The organism is Thioclava sp. F28-4, from assembly GCF_002020045.1.
In the GTDB taxonomy this organism is placed as follows: Bacteria; Pseudomonadota; Alphaproteobacteria; order Rhodobacterales; family Rhodobacteraceae; genus Thioclava; species Thioclava sediminum.
This window is the reverse complement of sequence record NZ_MPZQ01000008.1, coordinates 107,461-130,525: the sequence shown is the minus strand read 5'-3', so window position 1 is coordinate 130,525 and position 23,065 is coordinate 107,461. Positions and strand designations below refer to the sequence as shown.

The following is a 23,065-nucleotide window of genomic DNA, read 5'->3' as shown; positions in this document are numbered from 1 at the left end:
CGCACGCAATGACCTTTTCAGAAAGGCCATTGCGCGACATCGTGAGGCGCGTCAGTCGGCCTCTTTCACCGCCGAGAGGAATTGCTGCGTGCGCTCTTTCTGCGGGTTGCCGAAGAGATCTTCGGGCGCGCCCTGCTCTTCGATCTTGCCGTCGAAGAAGAAGCAGACCCGATCCGAGATGTCCTTCGCGAAGCCCATCTGGTGCGTCACCATCAGCATCGTCAGATTGTGCTTCTCCACCAGCGAGCGGATCACATTGGTCACCTCGCCGATCACCTCTGGGTCGAGCGCGGAGGTCACCTCGTCGAACAGCATCACCTTGGGGCGCATCGCCAGCGCCCGCGCGATCGCCACGCGCTGCTGCTGACCACCCGAGAGCCGCGAGGGGTGTTGGTCGCGCTTGTCGGACATGCCCACGAGTTCCAGCAGTTCCTCGGCCCGCTCGCGCGCCTCGGCCTTCTTCATGCCCAGAACCTGCACCGGCCCTTCCATGCAATTCTCCAGCGCGGTCATATGCGGGAAGAGATTGAAATGCTGGAAACACATGCCGATCTGGCTGCGCGCCTTGCGCAGATATTTGCGGTCCGCGGGCACCAGCTTGCCGTTCTTCTCCATATGAGTCAGCGGCTTGCCGTCGACGTAGATCACGCCCTCGTTGATCGTCTCGAGCGTCATCAGCATCCGCAGCACGGTCGTCTTGCCCGAGCCGGACGGGCCGATGATCGTGACCATTTCCCCCTCGGCCACGTCGAGATCGAGCTGGTCGAGCACCACCAGATCGCCATAGCGCTTGGTGACTTTCAGGAACCGCACCATCGGCACATTGTCGCCCGTCAGTTCGAGCGGATAGTTCGAAAGGTCTTCCATCATTTCAATCCGAGTTTACGCCGCACGCGATCCTCGAAGACGCGGATCAGGGCAGCGGTGGGAAGCGAGATGGCGAGGAAGATGATCCCCACCAGCGTATAGGGTTCGAGATAGCGATAGCTCGACGAGCCGATCGCATTCGCGGTGTGCATCAGTTCGGCCACCCCGATCACCGAGAGCATCGGCGTATCCTTGAAGATCCCCACGAGGTAGTTGCCCATCCCCGCCAGCGCGGGCGGAATGGCCTGCGGGATGACGATGCGCCAATAGGTGTCGCGGGTGGACATGTTCAGCGCGGTGCAGGCCTCCCATTGGCCTTTCGGCACCGCGTCGAGACCGCCGCGATAGACCTCCGACAGATAGGCCGAATAGTGCAGCCCGATCGCGATCATGCCTGCCGTCCACGGCCCCAGCTTCAGGCCGAATTGCGGGCCGACGTAATAGACGAAGAAGATCTGCAGGATCAGCGGCGTCGAGCGGATGAACTCGATGAATTCGCGCACGACCTTGGTCAGCGCCCAGTAGGGCGTGCGTTGGGCCAGCGCGAAGACCATGCCCAGCACCACCGCGATGGCATAGCCGAAGCCCGCCGCCATCAGCGTGTTGAGCGTCGCATGCATCAGCTTGGGCAGGATTTCCCAAGTGAATTCCCATTTCCAGTTGAACCCCATGGATCAGGCCCTCCCCAGCTTGCGCCGCATGACCAGCTCCAGCCAGCGCATGAACGGCGTCACGATGAAGCGCGCGAAGACGTAGTAGATGATCAGCGCGGTGCCGAAGGTCTGCGCCGACAGGAAGGTGGAGCCGTTGATCTGCTTCGCTTCGAACATCAGGTCCGACACGGAGATCAGCGCGACCAGCGCGGTGTTCTTCAGCAGTTCGATCAGCAGGTTGCCCCAAGGCGGCAGCATGTTGACGAAAGCCTGCGGCAGGATGATCCGCCACATCCGCCTCATCGGGCTCATCGACAGCGCATAGGCCGCCTCCCACTGCCCTTTCGGCACGGATTGGATGCCACCGCGCACCAGCTCGGCGCCGTAGGCCCCGAGGTTCATCCCCACCGCGACGAAACCCGCGGTGAATTTCGGCAGCGTCAGCCCGAACAACGGCAGCACGAAGAAGATCCAATACAGCTGGACCAGCAGCGAGGTGCCGCGGAAAATCTCGATATAGACGACGGCGATGCCCCGGATCAGCCCGTTGCGCGAGAGCTTCATCAGCCCGGCAACAAGCGCGATGGCGATCGCCAGAGCGGAGGCCAGGAAGAACTGCCCCGCCGTCACGAGCGTGCCGTCCCAGAAGCGCGGCCCGTATTCTTTCAAAAATTCTATGTAACTCATTCCCGTCCCGCCCCGGCGGTGAATGTCAAAATGGACGGGCCATGCGCAGGCCCGTCCATGTCTTCAGCAGTTGCGCTTAGCGCATCTCGCAGACTTCTGCGGCGGTCTTGTCGCCCGGCAGGTTGCCTTTCGAGTAGCCGTACTCGCCGACCGCTTTCATCATCGCGTCCGAACCGAGATACTTCTTCTGAGCTTCGTTGAACTTGTCGACGAAGTCCTGATCCGCCTTGCGGAAGCCGATGCCGACCCAGTTCTGGGTCCATTCGGGAAGCTGGCTCACATCCGAAACTTCAACCGAACCGTCCGATTGCTTGGCAAGGTTCTGCGCGGTGAAGTAGGTCACGCCACCTGCATCCGCGCGGCCCGCTTTCACGGCGGCGAGGATTTCAGTCGGACCCGGCACGGTCATCACGTCGCTATCCGGGATGCCGCCCTTGGCTGCGGATTCCACCTGATTATAGCCCGCACCCGTCACGAAGGTCGCGCCAGCCTTGGCGATCTGCCCGTAGTTGTTCAGGTTCTTCGGGTTGCCCTTGGGCACGATGAACGCATCGCCCACCTTCGCCATCGGCTCCGAGAACGCGACGTTCTGGCAGCGCGAGTTGAGGATGTAGAGACCGCCGGTGACCATGTCGAAGCGGTTCGCGTTGAGGCCCGGGATCAGCCCGCCCCAATCGGTCACGACGGGGGTGATGTTGTCATAGCCCATCTCGTGGAGCACACCCAGAACATAGGCGTTCACGAAGCCCAGCGGCTTGTTGTCTTCGCCCGGATAGGCCCACGGAACTTCGTTCGCAAAGCCGATGCGGATCGGCTCGCCAGAGTTGATACGGTCCATCAGGGGTCCGGCCAGTGCGGCGGTGGCGCTCATCGCGAGGCCCATACCGGCAGCGGCGACAGATTTCCAAATCGATTTCATGCGTCTCTCCTGTTGGCTCTTGTTAACGGAAAGCCGACAGCCTTCCGCGCTTGATGTACACAACACCTATGAGATTCCGGGGAGTGTCAAGCAGATCACATTGATTATACAGGGTTGCCAGACAGATATCGTGGGCTTGTGAAGTTCCCTGCGCAGATGTTGTGCACCAATATTGCCCAATATCGCAGCGTTGAACACGAAACGCGCATATCTCGCGCGCCCGTGCGGACCCAGTGCAGGCCCCGCGCGGGCAACAACCTCCGCATCGGGCCGATTGCTCCGCCCCCTCAGGCGCAATATGTGAAATACAAATGCCGTTTGGGCCGTCGCCGCGAAGTAGATTGACCTGCGCGCCGCCGCCGCCGATCATGGCCTTCGCGCGAAGAGACGACAAAACCCGATGAACGAGATACCCCTGCCCCACCGGCAAACCGAACCGGAACGACTGCGTGGCCGCGATCGCTTGGATCTCATCCATGCCGAAATCCGTAGCCGCATCTGCCTGCTCGACTACCCGCCCGGCATGCGCCTGTCGGAAACCGCGCTGGCTTCCGAATTCGGCATCTCGCGGACACCGCTGCGTCGGGTGCTGGCGCGGCTCGAGGATGACGGGTTGCTGCGCTCGATGCATGGGGTCGGCACCTTCGTCACGGATGTCGATTACACCGAACTGGCTCAGGTCTTCCGGCTGCGGCGCGAACTCACGGTGCTGCAGACCACGCTCGACCCGGTGCCGCCGAGCGCCGCGCTGATCGCGTCTTTCGTCAAGCTTCAGGAACGCGGCCGCGCCCTTGTCGATGCACCCACGGCGCGCGCTTTCGCCGAGCTGGACCGCGATACCTTCCTCTGCCTGCTGGACCTGACCGCGAATGCGCCGCTGAGGGAAATGTCGGAGGCGCTGTATTTCCGCACGGCCCGGATCTGGCTGCAGCAGGTCACTGCCTCGCAGATCGACCTGATGCAGGAGATCGAGATTTACAATGACGAGCTGCGCGACATCCTGCGCGCCTTGCGGCTCGGCAATCTCGATGCGCTCGGCCATATGCGGCGCGGCCATATCTCCATGAGCTTCGCGCGGATGCCCGTCCTGATCAAAGCGCCCTAGCGGACGACTGGGGCCGCAGCCTCCGCGACCGGGTTTGCGCCACGCGCGGCTCTCGAACGCACACGGTTTGTTCAAGGAACTGCGGCGCGGCGGGTCCGTTCGATCACTGAGAGGGATGTATTGTCTCCGGGGGACGACGCCCGGGGATACCGACGAAGGACATGCATTCCATGACCGATCTCACCCACCCTTCCGCCAACCGGTCCGCGAAGACCACGCCCGATCCCGACAGCCCGCCGCTGCGCTTTCTGGAAGGGCGGCGCGGCTATCTCCCCATCGGCGATTACGCGGTGATCGGGGACACGCGCACGGCGGCACTGGTGGCCCGCGATGGCGCGATCGACTGGCTCTGCGGGCCTGATTTCGACGGCGATCCGGTCTTCGGGCGGCTGCTCGACCAGTTTCGCGGCGGGACGTTCTACCTTGGTCCGGTGCCGGATGCCGACCGCCCAACCACCCCCGAACGCGCCTATGAAAACTACGGCCCGATCCTGACCACGACCCACCCGACCGAGGGCGGCCAACTCAAGGTCACCGACTTCATGAACCTCCCGGACTCGCTCGAAGAAGCGGCGAGTTTCGGGCGCTCCGTCGTGCGGCTGATCGAAGCTCAGGAAGGCGCGGCGGAGGTCGAAATCTGCATCGCCCCACGCTGCGATTACGCGCTGAACACCCCCGATTTCATCCGCCGCGGCCCGGGCAGCTGGCAATTCACCCAAGACGGCGACATCGTCCTGATCGACAGCTCCATCGAGTTGGAAATCGAAGGCTCTGGCCGGCTCAACGGGCGCGGCACGCTCGCCGCTGGAGAAGAAGGCTACGTCACCCTCACGATCACCCAAGGCGGCCACGGCCATGTCGGGGGAATGGACGCGGCCCACAAGGCGCTCGCCGCGACCCGCGAGGCATGGCGCAAGCGGCAGTCCAAGACGGATTTCGGCGACGGGCCTTTCTCCGGGGCGCTCAAACGCTCGCTGATGGCGCTGCAACTGCTGGTCCATGCGCCCACCGGCGCCGTGATCGCCGCGCCCACGATGGGCCTGCCGGAGGTGATCGGCGGTATCCGCAATTACGACTATCGCTATTGCTGGCTGCGCGACGCTTACTTCGTGCTGCATGCCTTTCTCGATCAGGGCCTGACCGGCGAGGCCGACGCGTTCTTCCGTTGGCTGATGGCGGCCACCCGCGAAACCGCGCCGGAGCTGGGCACGCTCTACAAGGTGCAGGGCGACAGTGACGTCTCGCTGCACCAGCTGCAAACGGTCGAGGGCTACCGCCGCTCGGCCCCGGTGCAACTGGGCAACGGCGCTGCGACGCAACTGCAACTCGACGCTTACGGCTCGATGATCATGGCCGCCCGCGCCTATGTCGACGCGGGTGGTGAATTGCATCCCGGCGAAGGCATCCGGCTTGCGAATTTCGCCGATGTCGTGGTCTCGCAATGGACCCGGCCCGATAACGGGATCTGGGAAATGCCCGATCCGCGCCGCCACCACACCTATTCCAAGGCGATGTGCTGGGGCGCGCTGAACGCGGTGATCGCGCTGGTCGAGCGCGGCGTGATCGACGCCGACACAAAGCTCTGGAAGGCCGAGCGCGCCGCGATCGAGGCGCTGATCCGGGACGCGGCGTGGAATGAGCAGATCGGCGCCTTCACCGGCGCGATTGGCGAGGATTGGCTCGATGCGAGCGTTCTGCTGATGCCGCGCATCGGAGTGATCGCAGCCGACGATCCGAAGATGGCCGCGACCTACACCGCGATCCGCGAGCGGCTGGGCTCGGGCGTCCATCTGCGGCGCTACGACCTGCGGGAAGACGGGCTGCCTGGCGTCGAGGGGCATTTCAACGCCTGCGGCTTCTGGGCAGCGGATTACCTCGTGCGGGCGGGGCGGCTCGACGATGCGAAGACCCAGATCGAGGGGATGCTGAAAGCCACGACCGATCTTGGCCTGATGTCCGAGGAGCACGACCCTGAGACTGGCGCGCAGTTGGGGAATTTCCCGCAAGGCCTGTCCCATGCCGGGATGATCGCGGCGATCACCGCCTATCGTTCGGCCGTGAAGGGCTGACCGCCCGCCCGCAAAAAGAGACGCGCGCCACGGGGCGCGCGGCCTTCAACTCTCTCTGCGACCGATCAGGCCCGCTGACGTGAGACGGCGAATATCGCCCCCAGCATCAGCCCGGCGACCAGCGCCGCGCCACCGCCCGCGACGAGCCGCGAGCCGCCATGCTCGGAAATCGCAATAGCCGGCGAGCTATCGCTCGCCTCGTCGGAGAACCGCCCCCGCGCCTCCCAATCGCCATCGACGCTGTCATAGAGGTTGTCCGCCCGGGTGGGATCGGCGGGTTCCTCCGTCTGCTGCCCGGTAATCGCCGTGCGCGCCAGATATAGGTCGCCCAGCTCCGGCGAGATCTTCTCCGACAGGATCGCCTTCACCGCCGAGAAACCCAGCCAATATTCCCGCTTGGGATGGAAGGCCGCGTGATGGATGCCATCCGCGATCAGCTCCGGCTGGAACACAGGGGCGACCGGGCGCGGACGGTTGGGCAGCTTGTTGCGCGCCCAGTCGAATTGCGGCGTGTTCACCGCCGGCAGGTGGCAGACCGTGATCTTCACGTCGGATTTCTCGTGGATCAGCTCGGAGCGCAGGCTGTCGGTGAAACCCACGATTGCCGCCTTCGCCGCGCAATAGGCCGATTGTAGCGGCACCGCGCGATAGGCCAGCGCAGAGCCTGTCTGCACGATCGTGCCCCACCCCTGCTGGCGGAACCGCTTCAGCGCGGAAAGCGTGCCGTTGACGGTCCCGAGATAGGTCACCTCGGTCACCCGGCGATATTCCTCGGGCGTCATCTCGGCCACGGGCGACAGCACCGTGACCATCGCGATATTGATCCAGATGTCGATCGGACCGAAGGCGCGCTCGGCGGCGACAGCCGCGGCCTCGACCGCATCGGCATCGGCAACATCAAGCGGCTGCACAAGGGCCTCGCCGCCCTTCGCGCGAATTTCCTCCGCCGCCTTCTCGAGCCGCGCCTTGTTGCGCGCGATCAGGGTGATGCGGTTGCCTTTGGCGGCGAAGCGGCGCGCGACGGCGCGTCCCACGCCTGCGGATGCGCCGGTAATCACGATATTGGTCATGGGGCGGCTCCTTCGGTCTGAATGGGTTTCGTCAATTCGTCTCTGAAGGAAGAACCACGCGCTCCTGCCGCTGGTTGCAGGCGCGGCTTCAATTTGTGGTGCGCGGCCCGCATGTGAAAAAAGGCAGCCCCGATCCCCGGAGCCGCCTTTTTCATGTGTTTCGCGTGATCCCGCCGTTAGGCCGCGAGCGTCTCCGTGGAGGAGAAGAACATCGCCTGGCTGACCGCCGATTGCACCTGGCTTTCGGTGTAAGGCTTGGTGATCAGGAATGCGGGTTCCGGCCGCTCGCCGGTCAGCAGACGCTCCGGGAAGGCCGTGATGAAGACGACGGGCAATTCGTTGCCGAACTGCGCGAGAATGTCGTTCACCGCGTCGATGCCCGAGGAATTATCCGCGAGCTGAATGTCGGCAAGGATCAGGTCGGGCTTGTCGGTCGAGGCAAGCTCCACCGCTTCGGTCCGGGTCCGGGCGATGCCGGTGATCTGGTGCCCCATATCCTCGACGATGGCACGAATATCCATCGCGATGATCGCCTCGTCCTCGATGATCATCACCTTGCCCGCGACGGAGGTTTCCATCTCGCGGATTGCGATGTCGATCAGTTCCTTCGCCTCGTCGGTGTCGACCTGCATGATCGTGCCGATCTCCTCGACGCGGAACCCTTCGATCGAGTGCAGCAGAAGCGCCTCACGCGTGTTCGGCGTGAGCGTCGACATGTGATCCTGCGCGCGTGCCGACAGCCGGTTGTCCGGCTCGCCCAGCGGTGCGCCCGCGGAGGCCCAGACCAGATGGAAGGCGTGGAACAATGCGAGCTTCGGATCGTTATTCTCGAAAGGCGTCGTGTCTTCGAGTATGGCCTCGAGCGTAGCCGCGGCGTATCTGTCGCCGCTGTCCTGGCTGCCGGTAAGGGCTCGGGCGTAGCGCCGCAGATACGGCAGGTTGGCTCCGATGGTGCCGGCGATGTCTTCGGACATGAAAACCCCCTTTTGCGTTTTTTCGGGAACCAAACTCTCTGGCCCCGCGTTCGGTTCCGTGCAAAATGAGTGGGATCGAAACCGGATGTATAGTGATATGGCAGACGAAAAGCCTAAGTCCAGTATCAGGGACCAGATCAATCAAAACCTGAAGAAGGTTTATGAGGAGGCGCTTCAGGAAGAAGTGCCAGATCGGTTCAAAGACTTGCTGGCGCAACTCAAGGCGAAGGAGGGCGAAAAATGACTTCGTCCTCCAAAGCCAACTCGTCTACCGAAGCCCGCGATCCGCGTGAGGAACTGCCCGATCATCTCGGGGCCCTGCGCGCCTTCGCACTGTCGCTGACCCGGAATTCGGCCTCTGCCGACGACCTCGTGCAGGACACGATCGTCAAGGCGTGGTCGAATATCGAGAAATTTGAGCGCGGCACGAACCTGCGTGCATGGCTGTTCACGATCCTGCGCAATACCTTCTATTCGGACCGCCGAAAGCGTAAGCGCGAGGTTGCAGACCCCGAGGGTATCCACGCGGCTTCGCTCTACGAGAAACCTGCGCATGACGGACGTCTCGCGATGAACGATTTCGTCGTGGCCTTCGATCAGCTCAGCCCCGAACATCGCGAGGTTCTGACCCTTGTTGGCGCCTCGGGCTTCTCCTACGAGGAAGCCGCCGGAATGATGGGCGTCGCAGTCGGGACGGTGAAAAGTCGTGCCAACCGAGCCCGCGCCCGGCTTGCGGAGATGCTCGGGCTGGAAGAAGGTGAAGACATTCTGTCCGGCTCGGATCGAAATTCGCTGGCCGTGATGGGCAAATCCGGAGTTGCCGCCGCATGAATTCGGAAGCCGCGAAAGCGGCAGACGACGAGCACTACAGTGACCACGCCCCGTTTCAAGCTCGGAAACGGGGCGTCATTCCCTTTTTTGACGGGCTTGGCGTGCGGCTGGCCTTCATGCTGGCCGTCGCGCTCTTCCCCCTGCTGATCATCGCCGTGCTGCAATCGACCTCGGTCGTTCGCGAAGCGCAGGCGCGCTCCGAGGCTGCCCTGATGGGCGAGACGATGCGCGCCGTCGCAGGCGAGACGCGGGTGATCCAGCACGCGCAGGATGCAGCCCGCGTCCTTGCCAGCACCGTCCAACCGCTCGTGGGTAGTGACGAGGCCTGCTCGAACTGGATGCGGCAGATCTCGGGCGCTTTCCCCGAGTTCTCGCTGGTCGCCTTCATTCCCGACAGCGGCAAGATGAGCTGCTCGAACTCGGGCAAGAGTTACGATTTCAAAGGTCAGGACATCTTCGAGAGGATGATGACCGCGGATCGCACCAGCTTCTACGTCAATCGCGATGCGCCGGTGTCGGGCACCTCGGTGCTGGGCGTGGCCCATCCCGTCTACAACGCAGCGGGCGATCATATCGGGATCATCGCGATCTCGATGAGCCACTCTTCTCTCTCGCTTGCCAAGGACGGGCCGAAGCTCGCCGATGACCGACCGCTGGTGATCATGACCTTCGACCGCGAGGGCACGATCCTGACCTCCTCGGACGGGCTGGCGAACACGCAGTCGCACCTCCCCGTCGACCGCTCGCTGAAGCTGCTGGCGGGCAATGGCGCGGTGACCTTCTCGGGAGATTCCAATCGCGGCATAGAGCGGGTCTATTCCGTCGTCGAACTCGTCCCCGACCAACTCTACGCACTCGGCAGCTGGCCCGCACAGGCGGCCTCCGCGCTGAGCCCCTTCGCCGATATCTCGCCGGTGCTGTTCCCCGCGCTGATGTGGATGGCGAGCCTGCTCGTCGCCTATTTCGCGATGCAGAAACTGGTCATCGGCCACGTCCGCAAACTGTCGAGCGCGATCACCAGCTTCGCCACCGGCAGCCGGATCGTGGGCAATCTCAACCTCTCGACCGCGCCTTCGGAAATCCGCGATCTTGCCGAAGCCTATGACCGGATGACCGAGACCATCCTGCATGACGAGGCCGAGCTGGAAGACATGGTGCATCACAAGGAAGTGCTGCTCCGCGAGGTCCACCACCGGGTGAAGAACAACCTCCAGCTCATCGCCTCGATCATCAACATGCAGATGCGGCAGGCGCGCACGCCCGAAGCCAAGGGGCTGATGAAATCGCTGCAGGAGCGGGTCATCTCGCTCGCGACGATCCACCGCGGCCTCTACCAGACCTCCGGGCTCACCGATATCCGCGCGCAGGAGCTGCTACCCGATATCGTGCGCCAGATCACCCGCCTTGCAACCGGTCCGGGCCGCCATGTCTCGGTCGACTGCCATATCGACGACATTCACCTGACGCCCGATCAGGCCGTGCCGCTCTCGCTTCTCCTGACCGAAGCTATGACCAACGCGATGAAATACGCCTCCGCCCGCGATGGCGAACCGAAACTCGATATCTCGCTTACCAAGCTCGAAGGGATGCAGGCGCGTCTCAGCGTGCGCAACACCGTCGATAAAGACGCCCCGCCGCTGGAGGCCGTGGACGGCACCGGGCTGGGGTCGCAACTGGTCAACGCCTTCGTGCAACAGCTCTCCGGCACGATCGAGATCGAGACGACAGACGACGAATACCTGCTCAATGCAGACTTCACATTGCGCCCCCTCGTCGAGAGCGAATTGCGTCACGAAGAGCGCTTGAAATCTCGGAAACACGAAACAGTTTCTGAAGAGAGCAATTGAGTGAGATACCTGCCGCGGCGACCTCTGGTCACCTTCGCGGCCGTTCAGAAAAAACGAGCCGCATGGAACGTCTTAAACAAGCCGGAGTTCACGCCGAGAGCCGCGTAAGACTGCTTTTGACAGCAGCCGAGGCTTACCCTGTGCTCGAGGATGCTTTCCTCGACTCGCGTCATTCTATCCACGCCTCCTTCCGCGTCTTCGACCTCAACACGAAGCTGAAATCGGATCGCGGGCGCGCCATCGGCGCGACTTGGTTCGACCTGATCATCCACCTGCTGAAACGTGGCGTGGCGATGCAGATCGACCTGACCGACTTCGACCCCTGCGCCAAGCCCGAGCTGCACCGCATGACGTGGTCCTCGATCCGCATGTTCTGCGCCGCGCGCGAACTGGCCGGGCCGAACGCCAATCTGCGGCTGCGCGCACTGATGCACCCGGCGCAATCGGGCATCCTGCCGCGCACGATCTTCTGGCCCTATGTCTATTACAAGCTCGGCAACCACGCGAGCTGGCTCAACGGGATGGACGAGGCCAAGCGGCTGACGGCGATGCGCGACATGCCGGGGCTGCGGGAATATCTCAAGGCCGGATCGGACAAGAAAATTCACCGCAAGTTCCGCGGCGCGCCGCCGAAACTGTTCCCGGCGACGCATCACCAGAAGCTCGCCGTGTTCGACGACAAGAAGCTCTATATCGGCGGGCTGGATCTCGACAATCGCCGCTTCGACACGCCCGTGCACGAGCGCGACGGCGAGATGACCTGGCACGATGTGCAGCTGATGATGACCGGCCCCGTGGTCGCCGAGGCGAAGGCCCATCTGGAGACGTTCCACGAAAGCTGCGCCGGCGACAAACTCGCAAAGCCGCCGCGTCGCCTGCTCCGCACGATTTCGCAGCGGCGCAAATTCGCGACCTTCCGGATCGGGCCGAAGCTCTATCGGACCGAGATCGAGAACGCGCATGAGATGCTGATCGCGCGCGCCCAGAAGCTGATCTATCTCGAGAGCCAGTTCTTCCGCTCGCGCAACCTCGCAAATCATCTGGCCCGCGCCGCGCGCGAGAACCCCAATCTCAATCTGATCCTAATGCTGCCCGCCGCGCCCGAGACGCTGATGTTGGCCGACCGCCCGACCAGCGACGTGCGCTATGGCGAGTATCTTCAGGTCCGCGCGCTGGACATCATCAAGGAAGCCTTCGGCAGCCGCCTGTTCATCGGCTGCCCGGCCGAGCCGCGCATCGCCGATCCCGATGATGACGGGGCGATGCGCACCGGCGGCGCGCCGCTGATCTACGTCCATGCGAAAGTCTCGATCTTCGACGAGGACGCGGCCCTGATCACCTCCGCCAACCTCAACGGGCGGTCGCTGCATTGGGACAGCGAGGCGGGCGTCTATCTGCGCCGCAACGATGGCATCCCGGCCATGCGCCGCCGCCTGATGCGCTATTGGCTGCCGCCCGCGCCGGAAGAGGCGTTCTTCGACCCGACGCGCGCGGTCTCGGCCTGGACCGAACTCGCACGCGAGAACGGCACCAAAGCCCCCGAGGACCGGGAAGGCTTCGTGATCCCCTACGACATCGAAGCCGCACGCAAAATTGCGCGCAAGCTGCCATTCATTCCCGAAGAGATGGTCTGATCCGCACTGGCGGATCGCGGGCCACGTCGCCTCATCTGGGGCGGGCCGCGCCGGATCAGTTCTGTTTTCAGTTGGTTTCGAGCTTCTGCTCCGCCTCGGATTTCGGGTCCGGCAGACTGTCGGTCAGCACCAACGCCCAGAGCAACAGCGGAATCGCTACGATCCCGCCCAGCGGCCCCCAGAGCCAGATCCCGAAGGTCAGCGACAGGAAGACCAGAAGCGGGTTGAGCCGCATCTGCCGCCCGATCGCGGCCGGGGTGACGAATTGCGCCTCGGTCGCGTTGAGCATGACGTAGATCAGCGGCGGCAGGATCACCCGGATCCCGTCGAACGTCGCCACGCCTGCAAATCCCAGCGCGATGATCAGCGCCGCGGGGCCGAGATACAGGATGTAGTTGATCAGGAAGGCCACCAGCCCCCAGAGCGGCGCATTCGGCAACCCGATCAGCTGCATCGCGACGCCCACCGCCAGCCCGAGCCCGCCATTCACCACCGTGATGGTGAGGAAATAGCGCGAAACTCGGGTCTCCGCCTTGCGCAGCCGGGCAGCGGTGGCGCCGCGGCTCGCCGGCTCCGCGAGGTGCTTTGCGATCCAGTTGTAAATCTCGGTCCGCGAGAGCTGGAAAAAGAACAGCGCCCCGATATAGATCAGCCCCTGCGCAATGATGGCCGGGGCGAGCATGACGAGATCCTTGGCGTCCGGGACAGCGCTCTTGTCGCCATTGCCACCGCCATCCTGCGCGGCATCCTTCGCCGGTGTGATCGCGTCGCTCACTTCCTTCGAGGCGTCCTGAATGCCTTGGAACATGTGGCGCATGTGAATGATGGTGGAGCGCATGTCGTCCATCACCTTCGGCGCCTGACGCATCAGCTCCGCGATCACTGGCTGGATCACGAGAACCAGCAACACGGCGATCATCAGAGAGATGACGAGCGAGGTAAGTGCCCCCCAGACAGGCGACAGACCTCTTTTCTCCCATGCATCGGAAATCGGTGAAAGCACGATCCCAACGACGAGCGCGAGCACGACGGGGGCAAGCAAGCTTTCCACCTGGCTAAGCGCAGCCACGACAGCGATTACAGCGATCGCGATCATGGCGATGCGCGACAGGGTCTCCAGGCGATGCATTTCGAGAATGACTTCCCTCTTGGGTTTCGCGAGCTAACGCCGCTGGGGCCCCCGCAGTTCCCGAGTTTTTGCGCCCTCACCCACAGGAACATCGCCCCCGGCGAAACGTTGATGGACGACGCCGAGACCCGCGTCTTCATCTTGAAAGGAGCGACGCCATGAATTGGGATCAGATTAAAGGCAGCTGGAAAGAAATGAAGGGCAAGGCCCGTGAGAACTGGGGCGAGTTGACCGATGACGAGCTTGAGGAGGCCGCAGGCCATCGCGAGCAGATGGTCGGCCTGATCCAGAAGAAATACGGCAAGACGAAAGAGGACGCCGAGCGCGAAGTCGACACCTGGTCGAGCTCGGTCTGATCTTCGGAATTAGATCCTATTCCAGCGTAAAACAGAATAAACCGGCGTCGCAGAGATTGCGGCGCCGGTTCTCTTTTGCGGGTCGGTCACGCGCAGCGAGCGCCATGAGCCGCCAAGCAAAAAGGCCGGGCACGAGGCCCGGCCTTTTCCAATCAGGTCCACCGATCAGATCAGTGGGTGGTTTTCGGCGCCGACGAGGACGTCGGGTTGGTCGAGGACGCGCTCGACGTGGACGAGGAGGACGACGACGAATGGTTCGCCTTCACCTTCTCGGCCGCCTCATGGGTCTTCGCCTCAGCCTTGGACGCGACCTCTTCGGCCTTGGACTTCGCGGCATCCTTGGCCTCTTCGGCCCCGGCGCGCACTTCCTCTTCGCCTTTCTGCAGCGACTGGCCGACATCGCGCAGCGCGCGGTTGGCTTCCTGAGCAAGCTGGCGCGAGAGGCGGTCGATCAGTTGCTCTCCTGCGGCCATCGCCTGATCGCCGAAGTCACGTGCAGCACTGCGCGCCTCGTCACCGGCCGAGCTCATCACCGAGCGGGCGGTCCGTTTCAGCTCATCCGTGAACTGATCGGCAACCTTGCCCGCACGGCGCTTCTCGTCGCGGTAAAGACGCTCGGCCTCGTCGAACAGACGGTTCGCCCGCGGGCCGAAGCTGCGGCGGCTGACATTGACGTCCGGCTTGGGCACCGCGTTGAAGATCGCGGCACCGATGGCGAAGCCGATAGCGGCGGCGATCAGCGGGTGATCCTTGACCATCTGCTTGCTGGTCGTACCGGCATGGGTCGCACCGTCCTGCAGGCGAATCCGGGCGGAATAGGCTCTTTCACGGGCCCGCACCACGCGGTCGCGCGCATCCTCATTGAGGTCGCTCAGACCCGAGGACAGCGAGTTGCGCAGGTCGCTCGCGAATTTCTGCATCACCTCGGAGCGCTCCTTGACGAAGTCGCGCGCCTTGTCGGTCGAGCTGCGCTGCTCGGCCTCGAGATCTTCGAGACGCACCGAAGCATCGTGGCGCAGCGTATCGATCTCGTCGATCCAGCCATCCGCACCCGCTTCGCTCGGCATCACGAGCGGATCGGCATCGGCGACCAGATTTTCTTCCTCGACGGTGGCGGAGTTGCGCTGGCGCAGCAGGAACCATGCGATACCGGCACCCGCGAGGGCGAAGGCCACGGGGTTCTTGCGCACGGCCTGTTCGGCACTGCGCGCAGCCGGCGCCGCGTAGTCGCGCACGACTTGCGACACTTGATCGGAGAGATAGTCCGGCGCGATGCGGCCGGTCAGATCGCCGAGCGTCGATGCGAGATCGGCACGGTCCTGGCGCAGACGGTTCTCGATTTCCTCAATGGTTTTCTTCTCGGTCATTTGAAGCTCTCCTTAAGCGCCTGCACGTCAGCAGACAGGTTTTCCTTGAGACGGGTGGGTGGGCTCGACACTTTGCGCAGCTTCGACGCGGCAATGAGCGCCGCGATGATGCCGAGGATCAGAAGCACCACGCCGACGATCAACGTCGCGGGGCCCCGGTCGAGGCCGGCCCATTCCAGCCCGTAGATGGCGGATTGCGTCAGGGGGAAGATCGCACCGAGCGCGAAAACCAGGGCGACTGCACCGAGAATGACGGCATTGCGCGCAAGACCCGCCCGATGGGCAGCTTCGGCGCGCACCAATTCCGCCTCGGTCCGTGCGATCTCGCGCGTCTGCTCGATCACCCGGTTCAGCAAATCGGTCACCGTTCCCCGGCCCTCGTGGCCGTCAGGTTCTTCGGTCTCGTGGTAACTCATCGACCTCTCCCAAACATGTCACGGCCTCTTGCCGCGATTTCTGTGGTTCCAACGCGGGTTGGGGAATGCGGTTCCTTGAGGCTCTCCGCAGCCGCCCCCTTGATTTCGTCACTTCGAGGCGCGCGGCCCGGCCACCAGCCAGATCAGGAAACCGATCAGCGGCAGGAAAAAGACGAGAAGCGCCCAGAGCACTTTCTTGCCGGTGCTGGAATTCGACCCGATGATCGAAACCAGCGCCCAGATATCGAGTGCAAGCAATACGATACCCCAAAAGCCGCCGAGGCCCGTCATATTCATTTCCATGTCCCCATCTCCCTTTTTCGTGAGGTTGTGAATCGCCGCCCAAACGCCGGAAAGCGCACGATGTTCCGCGAATTTGCTGACTCAGGGTAATGGAACTTTCGGGAAAACGGCACGTTTGGATGTCATGAAAGCGCAGCACTCAGCGCTAATGTACGCAACATCCGAAGGAGAATACCCATGCTTGGTTGGGCTTTGACCTTTCTCGTTATCGCGCTGATTGCCGCGGCGCTCGGTTTTGGCGGCATCGCAGGCGCATCTGCCGGGATCGCACAGATCCTCTTCGTGGTCTTCCTGATCCTGTTCGTGGTGGCCATGGTCGCCCGGGCGGTAAAAGGCAAACCGCCGGTATAAGTGCGAAGACGCTATGAATTTTCGAGGCCGCTCCCGCCGGGGCGGCCTTTTTCATGCGTCGGGGGCGGTCTTGCCACGCGCCTGCACCAGCATCGCATCCAGATTGTCTGCGACGACCCAGGAAATCTGCGCAACCTCCGCCGAGCCTATCTCCGACCATCCCATCTTGCGACGCACGACCTCCGCGCCGAGCCGGAAATAAAGCACTTGGCCGATCATCGCGAAAACCCGCAGCGCGCTCTCCGGATCGTCCTCCGACGCCCCGCTCGCCCGGGCCCACAGCGCCAGCAGACGCCCATGCACGATCGAAATCAGACGGTCATAGAGAATATCGAGCGTCTCGCCCCCTTCGGTCACTTCGCGCATCACGAAGCCGATCATCGAGGCCGCATCCGGCTGCGTAAGGATGCGCGAGATCATCGCCTCCATCAGCGTCTTGAGCTCCGCTTCCGCCGCCTCGGGCGACAGCGCCTCCGGGGGTCCAAGAGGCCGCATCACCTCTTCCATGCGCCGCACGAATTCCAACGCGCAGGCGCGGCGTAGCCCTTCCTTGCCTTGGAAATGGTAGGAAATCGCGGCGACATTCGCGCCCGCCGCCTCGGCCAGTTCCCGCGTCGAGGTGGCCGCGAAGCCTTTCGTCCCGAACAGGCGCATCCCGGCTTCGATCAGGGCGCGCGCGGTGCGATCACGGGCGGGCGGCTGTGTCTGGGTCATCGGCGCATCACGTCTGGAGAGGAAATCTGCCGCCAACATGCGCGGCCGAGGCCAAAAAAAGCAAGCCGCAGGGGCGACCCATGCGGCTTGGCTTCATGCATATCGTAGGAAGCTTTGGACCGATCAGAACGGGAAGCTCACCCGGCGGGTCAGCATCAGCGAGACCGAGCTTTGCTCTCGCGAGCCTTGCTGCACGATCGGGCTGTCCGCCGCATCGCCCTGCAGGCGATCGTAGTTCAGCTTGCCCTCGACCGCCCAGTCATTCCCGAGCTGGTAGGTCGCCGACAGTTCCAGACCGGTCGAGACGAGCCCGCCATCGGGCGAATAGGCCGCCAGACCGCTCGCCGTGGATTCCGACGGGCTGATGCCGAAATAGGTGCGGTTGTAGAGGCCCGAACCATAGAAGACGCGCGGCCCGATGCTCAGCTTGAAATTGTCGGTCTTGATCGGCTTCCAGTCGGCGCCGATTTCAGCGACCACGGCGTTATGCCCGACCACGCCATAGCGCATATCGGCAAAAGCGCCCCATTGCGGCGCCTGGTAGCCAAGGCCGAGCCCCAGTTCGAGCGACGTGGTGACGTCGTCGAGACCCGCGATCTCGGAATAATCGCTCGAATTACGACCGCCGACGAGACGGAAGGAGCCATGCACGTTCGGGCCGAGCTTTTCGTAATTCGGATCGTCCGAGCCGAACCGCATCCCCTGCAGCGTGAAGCTGTTGAGCTTCACCTTCGCTGTGGGGCTGGTGTCGTAATGATCCGCGCCGAAATAGGACGGGGCATAGCGTGCGCCCGCGCCGATGGTGAAGGTCACGCCACTTTCTGCCTGCGCGCTCGCGGCGGTGCAGACAGCAGCGACCGCGATTGCGGCGCTTGCGGAAAGTTGGCGGATGACTTTTGCCATGATGGCGCTCCCGAAAAAATGTACCGATTTGCGCAAACACTGCCAATTGGCGGCGAAAAACGCAATCGGCTGGCGCAGATTGGTTCAGATTAGCGGCGCTTATACCACGGCTGGGCGATTTCCTCGATCCCTGTGGGCTGATCCTGCTCCACTTCACGCCAGACCGTGCCGTCGACCGGGGCCACCGTCGCGTCTCTGCCTTGGGTGAAACTCTGATCGCGCACGATCATCCGGTAGGCCGCATTCAGTGCATCGGCGCGCTCCGGCGAGGGCAGGATCAGCGGGCCGATATCCTCGGCCAAAGCCGCCTCTTTCTCGGGCGGAAGACTGCCTGCCTCCAGCCAATCCTCGATGAGCTCGGCATTGGCGCGAAACTCGTCCCCGGCCCCGTTGGTGCGCAGGTAATGGGCGTAATCGCCGCTCCCATCGGCGCGGACCCGGTCGGGCGTGCCCGCCAGCCCCTTCTGCGTCCAGTGATACCAGCCGCCGCGATAGGCCTCCTTGCCCAGCTTGCGCGCGAAGGCGAAGGTGGAATCGTCATTGACGCCCAGCGTGCCGTGGCAGCCGACGCAGAACACGGTCTCCTCGAAGCTCTGCGGGCGCAGATCGCCCGTCGCATCCTCGATGAAACCCTGCAGCCGCCAGCCGAACGTATTCGGCACGCCGGTCTCGGAACTGCCGAAGAACTGCTTGGTGCGGTCGGGAAAGGCGCTGTCTTCCTTCAGCTCGGCCAGCGCGGTCTCTTCCAGATCGGCATAGCTCTCCCAATCCGTCTTGACCATGTAGCGCAGCTCTTTCAGCCGCGCGGCCATTTCGATGCCCGCGGGCGTCGGGTCGATATAGCGCACCGAATGCACGAATTCCGTGCCCTTGGGATAGAGCCCGGCGGCAAGCTTCGCGCCTTCGACGCCCGCGCGCCCGGCCCAATGCATCGTGATCCCGTCGAGCGGCGCGAAGGCGAATTTCACCACCTCCGCCTGCCCCATCACCCCGTCGCGGTCCAGATCGACGCCCATCGCGACCTCGTCAGTGGGCTCGATCGCGACATCCGCGCGGGTGATCAGCGCCTGCACGATGGCAAGGTTGATCTTGTAGATGGTGACATCCTCGACCCCCTCGGCCGTCTGACGGAACGCCTCCGGCAGACGGATCATCACGTCATCGGTCGAGCCATTGGTCGGCCAGAACGTGCCGGGCAGCGGTTGATAGGCGAAGGCGCGCCAGCCGGTCAGGCGTCCATCGGGTCTGCGATCGAACCCCTCGTCGTCGAAGGCGAATTGCACGTCGGGGATATAGCCGTCCCATTCGCCATTGCCGTTCGCGTCCCAAGCCGCAGGCGGATCGGCCAGCCTCGTAGCCAAGGCGATCCCCCCCTCGGCGTCGTGATAATTGTCCTGCCGCACATAGGCGCGGATCTCGGCACTGTCGGTCGCGGCCACCGCGGCGCGGCGATCCACGAAGAGGTTGCGCCACGGGTTCTCGAGCGCCGGGCCCGGAAACGCATATTCAGTCTGCAGATCGGCATCGCGCACGTAATTCGGATGGCGCGGATAGGTGTGACAGGTCTGGCAGGGGTTATGCACCTCGCCCGCCGTGTCTTCCGTCTTGGTGTAGCATTGCGGAGGAATATAGGCCGTCGGATTGTCCAGCACCGTGGTCTTCAGATCGACCGCCCCCGCCATCGTGGTCGTGCTCAGCAGCGCCAGTATCGAAATCCGCAGCATCCGTCAGTCCTCAGTCTTGAAAGAAAAGGCGAGGCCCGGGTCTCCGCCGGGCCTCGCCAGAAATGTCTCGCGAGCGCCCGTTATTGGGTCTTCGCGGTGGCATCCATCTGCGGGAACGGGCCGACGTAACCCACATAGGCACGCGCCTGCGCCGGGTCGGTCAGCTTGTCTTCGTCGCTCTCGCCGTAGGGGTGCTGGATGACCGCCATCAGGTAGCCGTGGCCGTTGACGTTCGGATACCAGTAGGTCGAGGTGGTTTCCGAACCGTAGGGCGTCGACAGGATGCGGGTCAGTTCCTTGGTGTCGGTGTTCATCGCCCAGATCGCGTCGTTCTGGTGGCCCGAACCGGTGTCTTCACCGATGATCAGCGTGTTGTAGCCCGGGATGTAGGTGATGTTGTCCGGGTTCGCGATGCCGTTGATATCGCAGCTGTTCAGCTCGGCCGTGTCGCCGCACATGTCATGCGCCGGGTCGCAGCTTGCGTCCTGCGCCTTGACCTTGTGCTCTTCGGTGAGCGGCTTGCCCGAGATCAGACCCATCATCTTCGTCGCGGTGAACTTCTCGTCCAGCGAGAGCGAGTAGACCGTGCCGCACTTGTTCTTCGGCAGCTTGATCGCGTTCATCCCGCCCAGATCCTGCTTGGCACCGTCTTCCATGCCCTTCTCGACAGCCGACATCGACAGATACATCTGATGCTTGTCGGCGTCGTAGGTGATGCCTTCCATCTTGCGGAACTCGGTCGTGGCGCCCTTCATCGAGGCATAGCGACGGGTTTCCAGACGCGAGGCGATCGCATCCATGCCGTCCTTGACCTTCAGACACTCGGGATTGCCTTCGGCGTTCGAAGCCGAGAAGCCGTCGGCGCAGGAACCGTCCTCGCCCATCTCGGCGGTCTCGAAGAGATCCGAGAACTGGGTGCCGGCTTCGATCGCCTTCTGGATCGTCGCGTCGTCGGCATGGCCCAGATCGACCCATTCCAGATCGGCCGCGCCGCCATTTTCTGCCGAGGTCTGGTTCCACTTGGCCGCATAAAGCGTACCGGCGCTCAGGTCGCCTGCGGTGTCGGCTTCAAAGCGGAACAGGCCCACATTGGTGCCATCATCCGAGATATAGGCGGTTTTCTGGTCGGGCATGACATAGGCCAGCTCGACGGCCACGCGGCCCATCGCGAAATGCTTGTCAGCCTTGGCCGAACCGTCTTCCGAGACGGTGATCTCGGTCGGGTAGCCGTAGCGATAGGGTTTGTAAGCGTCGCGGAACTGCTCGAGGCTCATACCCTCGGGGTTCACGCCCGCATAACGCACCATCGGGAAATCGTAGTCGTCGATCTCGTCGAGCGAGGTCGCCGCTTCGATCACGCGCGCATCGGCCGGATATTCTTCCGAACCCAGATGGGTCTCCCACGGCGTCACCGAACCCGCGCAGGGCACCCAGAGACCGTGATATTCGGAGAAGTCGATCGGCTTGGTGGAGACCAGCTTCAGGTTGCCATCCGCATCCTGGCTGACTTCGCTGAGATACATCGCACCGGGGCGCGACTCGAAATGCGTCACCGAATAGAGCTTGTCGCCCTGACGGAGGAGCGAGGTGAAATCGGCGGAGTCCGAGATATGCTCGGAGCCGTCGGCCGACTTGACCGGGTTGCCGTCCTTGTCGGTCAGCAGGGCGAAGGTGTTGTCACCGATCTTGTCGCCCGAGCGCGCCATCACGTGATAGCCGATCTTGTAATCCTTGCCGTCGATGGTGACGGTGTCGGAAGCGATGGCCTGACGTTTGGCGGCGTCGTCCTTGGCGAAAGGAACGGGCGAGAAAGAGATGTCACCGGCATGCGCCGCAAGCGGCAGCACAGCGATAGCGGTGGCTTGGAGGAGGGTCGTACGAAGCGACATGGCTGATCCCTTGGCTAGTTGCGTTCACGACGCTCCTAACGGCGAAGTGATTCCCTTTTGTGACAATCTGGCGCTTTCGTGATCTTGGCCTCGACCACGGGCGGAGGGCCCGCGTGGCTCGGCCCGCACTGACCTGCGCCTCGGGCAAAAATAGACCCTATTCCAGCATGATTTTGTGTTTTCAGCCCGGTCGGGCACAGGCACGATCCTGTTCGCGCGACACCAAGCGCCTGAGACGCAACAGCTTTCATCAAAGCGCGCAGCCCGCGTTGCGATCACGCGGGGCATAAGCAATGGTGAATGAAACGAGGAGTGGCGATTGAGAGAAACGGCGAAATTCGCGGTCAGCCTGTTCGGACGGCTGTTCCAATCGAATATCACCCTCGTGTCGGCGGGGGTCGCCTTCTATTCCATGCTCGCGATCTTCCCCGGCATTTCCGCGACCATCGCGCTCTGGAGCGCGTTTGCCGATCCGACCGTGATCCGCACCTATCTCAACGTGGCCGATGATTTCATCCCGCCCGAAGCCTATGCGCTGATCAACGACCAGATTCAGAACTGGCTGATCGGGCCGCGCGCGACGATCGGGCTCGGCGTGATGTTCTCTGCCGCCGTGACCCTGTTCTCGGCCCGCGCGGGGGTCGCCGCGCTCGTGCTCAGCCTCAACGTGATCCACGGCACCCGGCCTCGGGCGACGATCTGGAGCTTCATCATGGGCTACCTGATGACGATCGCGCTGGTCGGCGTGATGCTGGCCGCGATGGCGACGGTGGTCGTCGTGCCCGTCGTCATCAACTTCCTGCCCTTCCACGAATATTCCAAGATCCTGCTCTCGGGTCTGCCTTGGGCGGCGATGCTTTTGCTGATGCTGACCGCGCTCGGCATCCTCTATCGCTATGGCCCGAACACCGAGGGCAAGCGCGATCCGATCCTGACGCTCGGCGCGGTTCTGGCGACGGCGCTCTGGGGGCTCAGCTCGATCGGGCTGACCTTCTACCTGTCGAATTTCGGCAATTACAACAAGATCTACGGCTCGATCGGGGCGGTGATCGCGCTTCTCGTCTGGCTCTATCTCAGCGCCTTTTCGGTGCTGATGGGGGCGGCGCTGAACGCCGAACTCGCCGCCTTCCGCAAGCGTCGCGCGCAAGAGAAACTCCGCGACGCGATCGAGGGCGACGACGAGGCTAAGGCCAAGGAAGCCTCCTCGTCATAAGTTTCACTTATTTCCGGGAGCGGAAATGAAGTGAAACTTATGGA

At 63.2% G+C, this 23,065-nt stretch carries 23 protein-coding genes; 9 read left to right on the top strand and 14 right to left on the bottom strand.

All coding sequences use genetic code 11. The annotated features are described in order from the left end of the window. Positions 1–51: 51 nt before the first annotated feature. The 4 genes from ehuA to ehuB all read right to left on the bottom strand — a co-directional run bounded on the left by ehuA (position 52) and on the right by ehuB (position 3,126). Complete coding sequence (gene ehuA / locus BMI87_RS16745; protein ID WP_078522757.1) at positions 52–867, bottom strand: ectoine/hydroxyectoine ABC transporter ATP-binding protein EhuA; 816 nt, start codon at positions 865–867, stop codon at positions 52–54. Further along, positions 867–1,538: an ectoine/hydroxyectoine ABC transporter permease subunit EhuD gene (ehuD, locus tag BMI87_RS16740; RefSeq protein WP_078522756.1), complete on the bottom strand. Its 672-nt coding sequence runs from the start codon at positions 1,536–1,538 to the stop codon at positions 867–869. The genes ehuA and ehuD overlap by 1 nt, the downstream gene beginning before the upstream one ends. A gap of 3 nt (positions 1,539–1,541) precedes the next feature. After that, positions 1,542–2,207, bottom strand: a complete 666-nt coding sequence (ehuC, locus tag BMI87_RS16735) for an ectoine/hydroxyectoine ABC transporter permease subunit EhuC (RefSeq protein WP_078522755.1) — start codon at positions 2,205–2,207, stop codon at positions 1,542–1,544. 76 nt (positions 2,208–2,283) lie between these two features. Continuing rightward, entirely contained in the window at positions 2,284–3,126 is an 843-nt protein-coding gene (gene ehuB / locus BMI87_RS16730) for an ectoine/hydroxyectoine ABC transporter substrate-binding protein EhuB (RefSeq protein WP_078522754.1), read from the bottom strand. A 400-nt stretch (positions 3,127–3,526) separates the two neighbouring features. Between ehuB and BMI87_RS16725 the strand changes: the two genes are divergently transcribed. Together BMI87_RS16725 and BMI87_RS16720 are read left to right on the top strand one after the other, a co-directional pair. Continuing rightward, a complete protein-coding gene (locus tag BMI87_RS16725; protein WP_078522753.1) occupies positions 3,527–4,231 on the top strand; it encodes a GntR family transcriptional regulator in 705 nt (234 codons plus the stop codon). A 170-nt stretch (positions 4,232–4,401) separates the two neighbouring features. Further along, the gene (locus BMI87_RS16720; RefSeq protein ID WP_168175230.1) at positions 4,402–6,300 is read left to right on the top strand and encodes a glycoside hydrolase family 15 protein; all 1,899 of its coding nucleotides are present in this window, start codon (positions 4,402–4,404) and stop codon (positions 6,298–6,300) included. A gap of 65 nt (positions 6,301–6,365) precedes the next feature. On the opposite strand, the gene BMI87_RS16715 is transcribed toward BMI87_RS16720, so the two are convergent. Next, complete coding sequence (locus BMI87_RS16715) at positions 6,366–7,370, bottom strand: SDR family oxidoreductase (RefSeq protein WP_078522751.1); 1,005 nt, start codon at positions 7,368–7,370, stop codon at positions 6,366–6,368. A 176-nt stretch (positions 7,371–7,546) separates the two neighbouring features. Then, positions 7,547–8,344 carry a response regulator gene (locus tag BMI87_RS16710; protein WP_078522750.1) on the bottom strand — a complete coding sequence of 266 codons (798 nt, stop codon included), beginning with the start codon at positions 8,342–8,344 and terminating at the stop codon, positions 7,547–7,549. Positions 8,345–8,441: 97 nt separating this feature from the next. Here BMI87_RS16710 and BMI87_RS16705 point away from each other — a divergent pair, with 97 nt between their 5' ends. From BMI87_RS16705 to BMI87_RS16690, 4 genes are all read left to right on the top strand, one after another. Continuing rightward, entirely contained in the window at positions 8,442–8,588 is a 147-nt protein-coding gene (locus BMI87_RS16705; protein WP_078522790.1) for a NepR family anti-sigma factor, read from the top strand. Then, on the top strand, positions 8,585–9,175 hold the full coding sequence (locus BMI87_RS16700) for an RNA polymerase sigma factor (RefSeq protein WP_078522749.1): 591 nt from the start codon (positions 8,585–8,587) through the stop codon (positions 9,173–9,175). Before BMI87_RS16705 ends, BMI87_RS16700 begins: the two co-directional genes overlap by 4 nt. Then, positions 9,172–11,022, top strand: a complete 1,851-nt coding sequence (locus BMI87_RS16695; protein WP_078522748.1) for a histidine kinase dimerization/phosphoacceptor domain -containing protein — start codon at positions 9,172–9,174, stop codon at positions 11,020–11,022. Before BMI87_RS16700 ends, BMI87_RS16695 begins: the two co-directional genes overlap by 4 nt. Positions 11,023–11,084: 62 nt before the next feature. Further along, positions 11,085–12,656 (top strand): phospholipase D-like domain-containing protein, encoded by a 1,572-nt coding sequence (locus BMI87_RS16690; RefSeq protein ID WP_078522747.1) that lies wholly within the window; start codon positions 11,085–11,087, stop codon positions 12,654–12,656. 67 nt (positions 12,657–12,723) lie between these two features. Here the strand turns inward: BMI87_RS16690 and BMI87_RS16685 are convergent, their stop codons facing one another. Beyond that, complete coding sequence (locus tag BMI87_RS16685) at positions 12,724–13,785, bottom strand: AI-2E family transporter (protein WP_078522746.1); 1,062 nt, start codon at positions 13,783–13,785, stop codon at positions 12,724–12,726. A 158-nt stretch (positions 13,786–13,943) separates the two neighbouring features. Between BMI87_RS16685 and BMI87_RS16680 the strand changes: the two genes are divergently transcribed. Beyond that, positions 13,944–14,141 (top strand): CsbD family protein, encoded by a 198-nt coding sequence (locus BMI87_RS16680; protein ID WP_078522745.1) that lies wholly within the window; start codon positions 13,944–13,946, stop codon positions 14,139–14,141. A gap of 170 nt (positions 14,142–14,311) precedes the next feature. Here the strand turns inward: BMI87_RS16680 and BMI87_RS22585 are convergent, their stop codons facing one another. The 3 genes from BMI87_RS22585 to BMI87_RS16665 form a co-directional block, all read right to left on the bottom strand. Then, a complete protein-coding gene (locus BMI87_RS22585; RefSeq protein WP_078522744.1) occupies positions 14,312–15,508 on the bottom strand; it encodes a hypothetical protein in 1,197 nt (398 codons plus the stop codon). After that, the gene (locus BMI87_RS16670; protein ID WP_078522743.1) at positions 15,505–15,924 is read right to left on the bottom strand and encodes a phage holin family protein; all 420 of its coding nucleotides are present in this window, start codon (positions 15,922–15,924) and stop codon (positions 15,505–15,507) included. Before BMI87_RS16670 ends, BMI87_RS22585 begins: the two co-directional genes overlap by 4 nt. A 108-nt stretch (positions 15,925–16,032) precedes the next feature. Then, positions 16,033–16,227, bottom strand: a complete 195-nt coding sequence (locus BMI87_RS16665) for a PLD nuclease N-terminal domain-containing protein (protein WP_088719999.1) — start codon at positions 16,225–16,227, stop codon at positions 16,033–16,035. Between the two features lie 177 nt (positions 16,228–16,404). Between BMI87_RS16665 and BMI87_RS16660 the strand changes: the two genes are divergently transcribed. Beyond that, positions 16,405–16,578, top strand: a complete 174-nt coding sequence (locus BMI87_RS16660) for a DUF1328 domain-containing protein (RefSeq protein ID WP_075776656.1) — start codon at positions 16,405–16,407, stop codon at positions 16,576–16,578. Between the two features lie 51 nt (positions 16,579–16,629). Here BMI87_RS16660 and BMI87_RS16655 read toward each other — a convergent pair whose 3' ends face one another. The 4 genes from BMI87_RS16655 to BMI87_RS16640 form a co-directional block, all read right to left on the bottom strand. After that, the gene (locus tag BMI87_RS16655; protein WP_165757036.1) at positions 16,630–17,292 is read right to left on the bottom strand and encodes a CerR family C-terminal domain-containing protein; all 663 of its coding nucleotides are present in this window, start codon (positions 17,290–17,292) and stop codon (positions 16,630–16,632) included. A gap of 123 nt (positions 17,293–17,415) precedes the next feature. Continuing rightward, the gene (locus BMI87_RS16650) at positions 17,416–18,195 is read right to left on the bottom strand and encodes a MipA/OmpV family protein (RefSeq protein ID WP_078522741.1); all 780 of its coding nucleotides are present in this window, start codon (positions 18,193–18,195) and stop codon (positions 17,416–17,418) included. 89 nt (positions 18,196–18,284) lie between these two features. Further along, a complete protein-coding gene (locus BMI87_RS16645; RefSeq protein ID WP_078522740.1) occupies positions 18,285–19,919 on the bottom strand; it encodes a hypothetical protein in 1,635 nt (544 codons plus the stop codon). A gap of 80 nt (positions 19,920–19,999) precedes the next feature. Then, positions 20,000–21,808, bottom strand: coding sequence for a PhoX family phosphatase (locus BMI87_RS16640; RefSeq protein ID WP_078522739.1), 1,809 nt, complete (start codon positions 21,806–21,808; stop codon positions 20,000–20,002). 319 nt (positions 21,809–22,127) lie between these two features. Here BMI87_RS16640 and BMI87_RS16635 point away from each other — a divergent pair, with 319 nt between their 5' ends. Continuing rightward, positions 22,128–23,021 carry a YihY/virulence factor BrkB family protein gene (locus tag BMI87_RS16635; RefSeq protein WP_078522738.1) on the top strand — a complete coding sequence of 298 codons (894 nt, stop codon included), beginning with the start codon at positions 22,128–22,130 and terminating at the stop codon, positions 23,019–23,021. Positions 23,022–23,065: the final 44 nt, after the last annotated feature.

Coding starts and splice junctions, on each gene's coding strand:
- ehuB (WP_078522754.1), bottom strand. CDS start 3,126: ATGAAATCGATTTGGAAATCTGTCGCCGCTGCCGGTATGGGCCTCGCG.
- BMI87_RS16660 (WP_075776656.1), top strand. CDS start 16,405: ATGCTTGGTTGGGCTTTGACCTTTCTCGTTATCGCGCTGATTGCCGCG.
- BMI87_RS16645 (WP_078522740.1), bottom strand. CDS start 19,919: ATGCTGCGGATTTCGATACTGGCGCTGCTGAGCACGACCACGATGGCG.
- BMI87_RS16715 (WP_078522751.1), bottom strand. CDS start 7,370: ATGACCAATATCGTGATTACCGGCGCATCCGCAGGCGTGGGACGCGCC.
- BMI87_RS16690 (WP_078522747.1), top strand. CDS start 11,085: ATGGAACGTCTTAAACAAGCCGGAGTTCACGCCGAGAGCCGCGTAAGA.
- BMI87_RS16670 (WP_078522743.1), bottom strand. CDS start 15,924: ATGAGTTACCACGAGACCGAAGAACCTGACGGCCACGAGGGCCGGGGA.
- BMI87_RS16640 (WP_078522739.1), bottom strand. CDS start 21,808: ATGTCGCTTCGTACGACCCTCCTCCAAGCCACCGCTATCGCTGTGCTG.
- BMI87_RS16725 (WP_078522753.1), top strand. CDS start 3,527: ATGAACGAGATACCCCTGCCCCACCGGCAAACCGAACCGGAACGACTG.
- BMI87_RS16685 (WP_078522746.1), bottom strand. CDS start 13,785: ATGCATCGCCTGGAGACCCTGTCGCGCATCGCCATGATCGCGATCGCT.
- BMI87_RS16720 (WP_168175230.1), top strand. CDS start 4,402: ATGACCGATCTCACCCACCCTTCCGCCAACCGGTCCGCGAAGACCACG.
- BMI87_RS22585 (WP_078522744.1), bottom strand. CDS start 15,508: ATGACCGAGAAGAAAACCATTGAGGAAATCGAGAACCGTCTGCGCCAG.
- BMI87_RS16700 (WP_078522749.1), top strand. CDS start 8,585: ATGACTTCGTCCTCCAAAGCCAACTCGTCTACCGAAGCCCGCGATCCG.
- BMI87_RS16695 (WP_078522748.1), top strand. CDS start 9,172: ATGAATTCGGAAGCCGCGAAAGCGGCAGACGACGAGCACTACAGTGAC.
- ehuA (WP_078522757.1), bottom strand. CDS start 867: ATGGAAGACCTTTCGAACTATCCGCTCGAACTGACGGGCGACAATGTG.
- BMI87_RS16710 (WP_078522750.1), bottom strand. CDS start 8,344: ATGTCCGAAGACATCGCCGGCACCATCGGAGCCAACCTGCCGTATCTG.
- BMI87_RS16655 (WP_165757036.1), bottom strand. CDS start 17,292: ATGACCCAGACACAGCCGCCCGCCCGTGATCGCACCGCGCGCGCCCTG.
- BMI87_RS16665 (WP_088719999.1), bottom strand. CDS start 16,227: ATGGAAATGAATATGACGGGCCTCGGCGGCTTTTGGGGTATCGTATTG.
- BMI87_RS16650 (WP_078522741.1), bottom strand. CDS start 18,195: ATGGCAAAAGTCATCCGCCAACTTTCCGCAAGCGCCGCAATCGCGGTC.
- ehuC (WP_078522755.1), bottom strand. CDS start 2,207: ATGAGTTACATAGAATTTTTGAAAGAATACGGGCCGCGCTTCTGGGAC.
- BMI87_RS16680 (WP_078522745.1), top strand. CDS start 13,944: ATGAATTGGGATCAGATTAAAGGCAGCTGGAAAGAAATGAAGGGCAAG.
- ehuD (WP_078522756.1), bottom strand. CDS start 1,538: ATGGGGTTCAACTGGAAATGGGAATTCACTTGGGAAATCCTGCCCAAG.
- BMI87_RS16705 (WP_078522790.1), top strand. CDS start 8,442: ATGGCAGACGAAAAGCCTAAGTCCAGTATCAGGGACCAGATCAATCAA.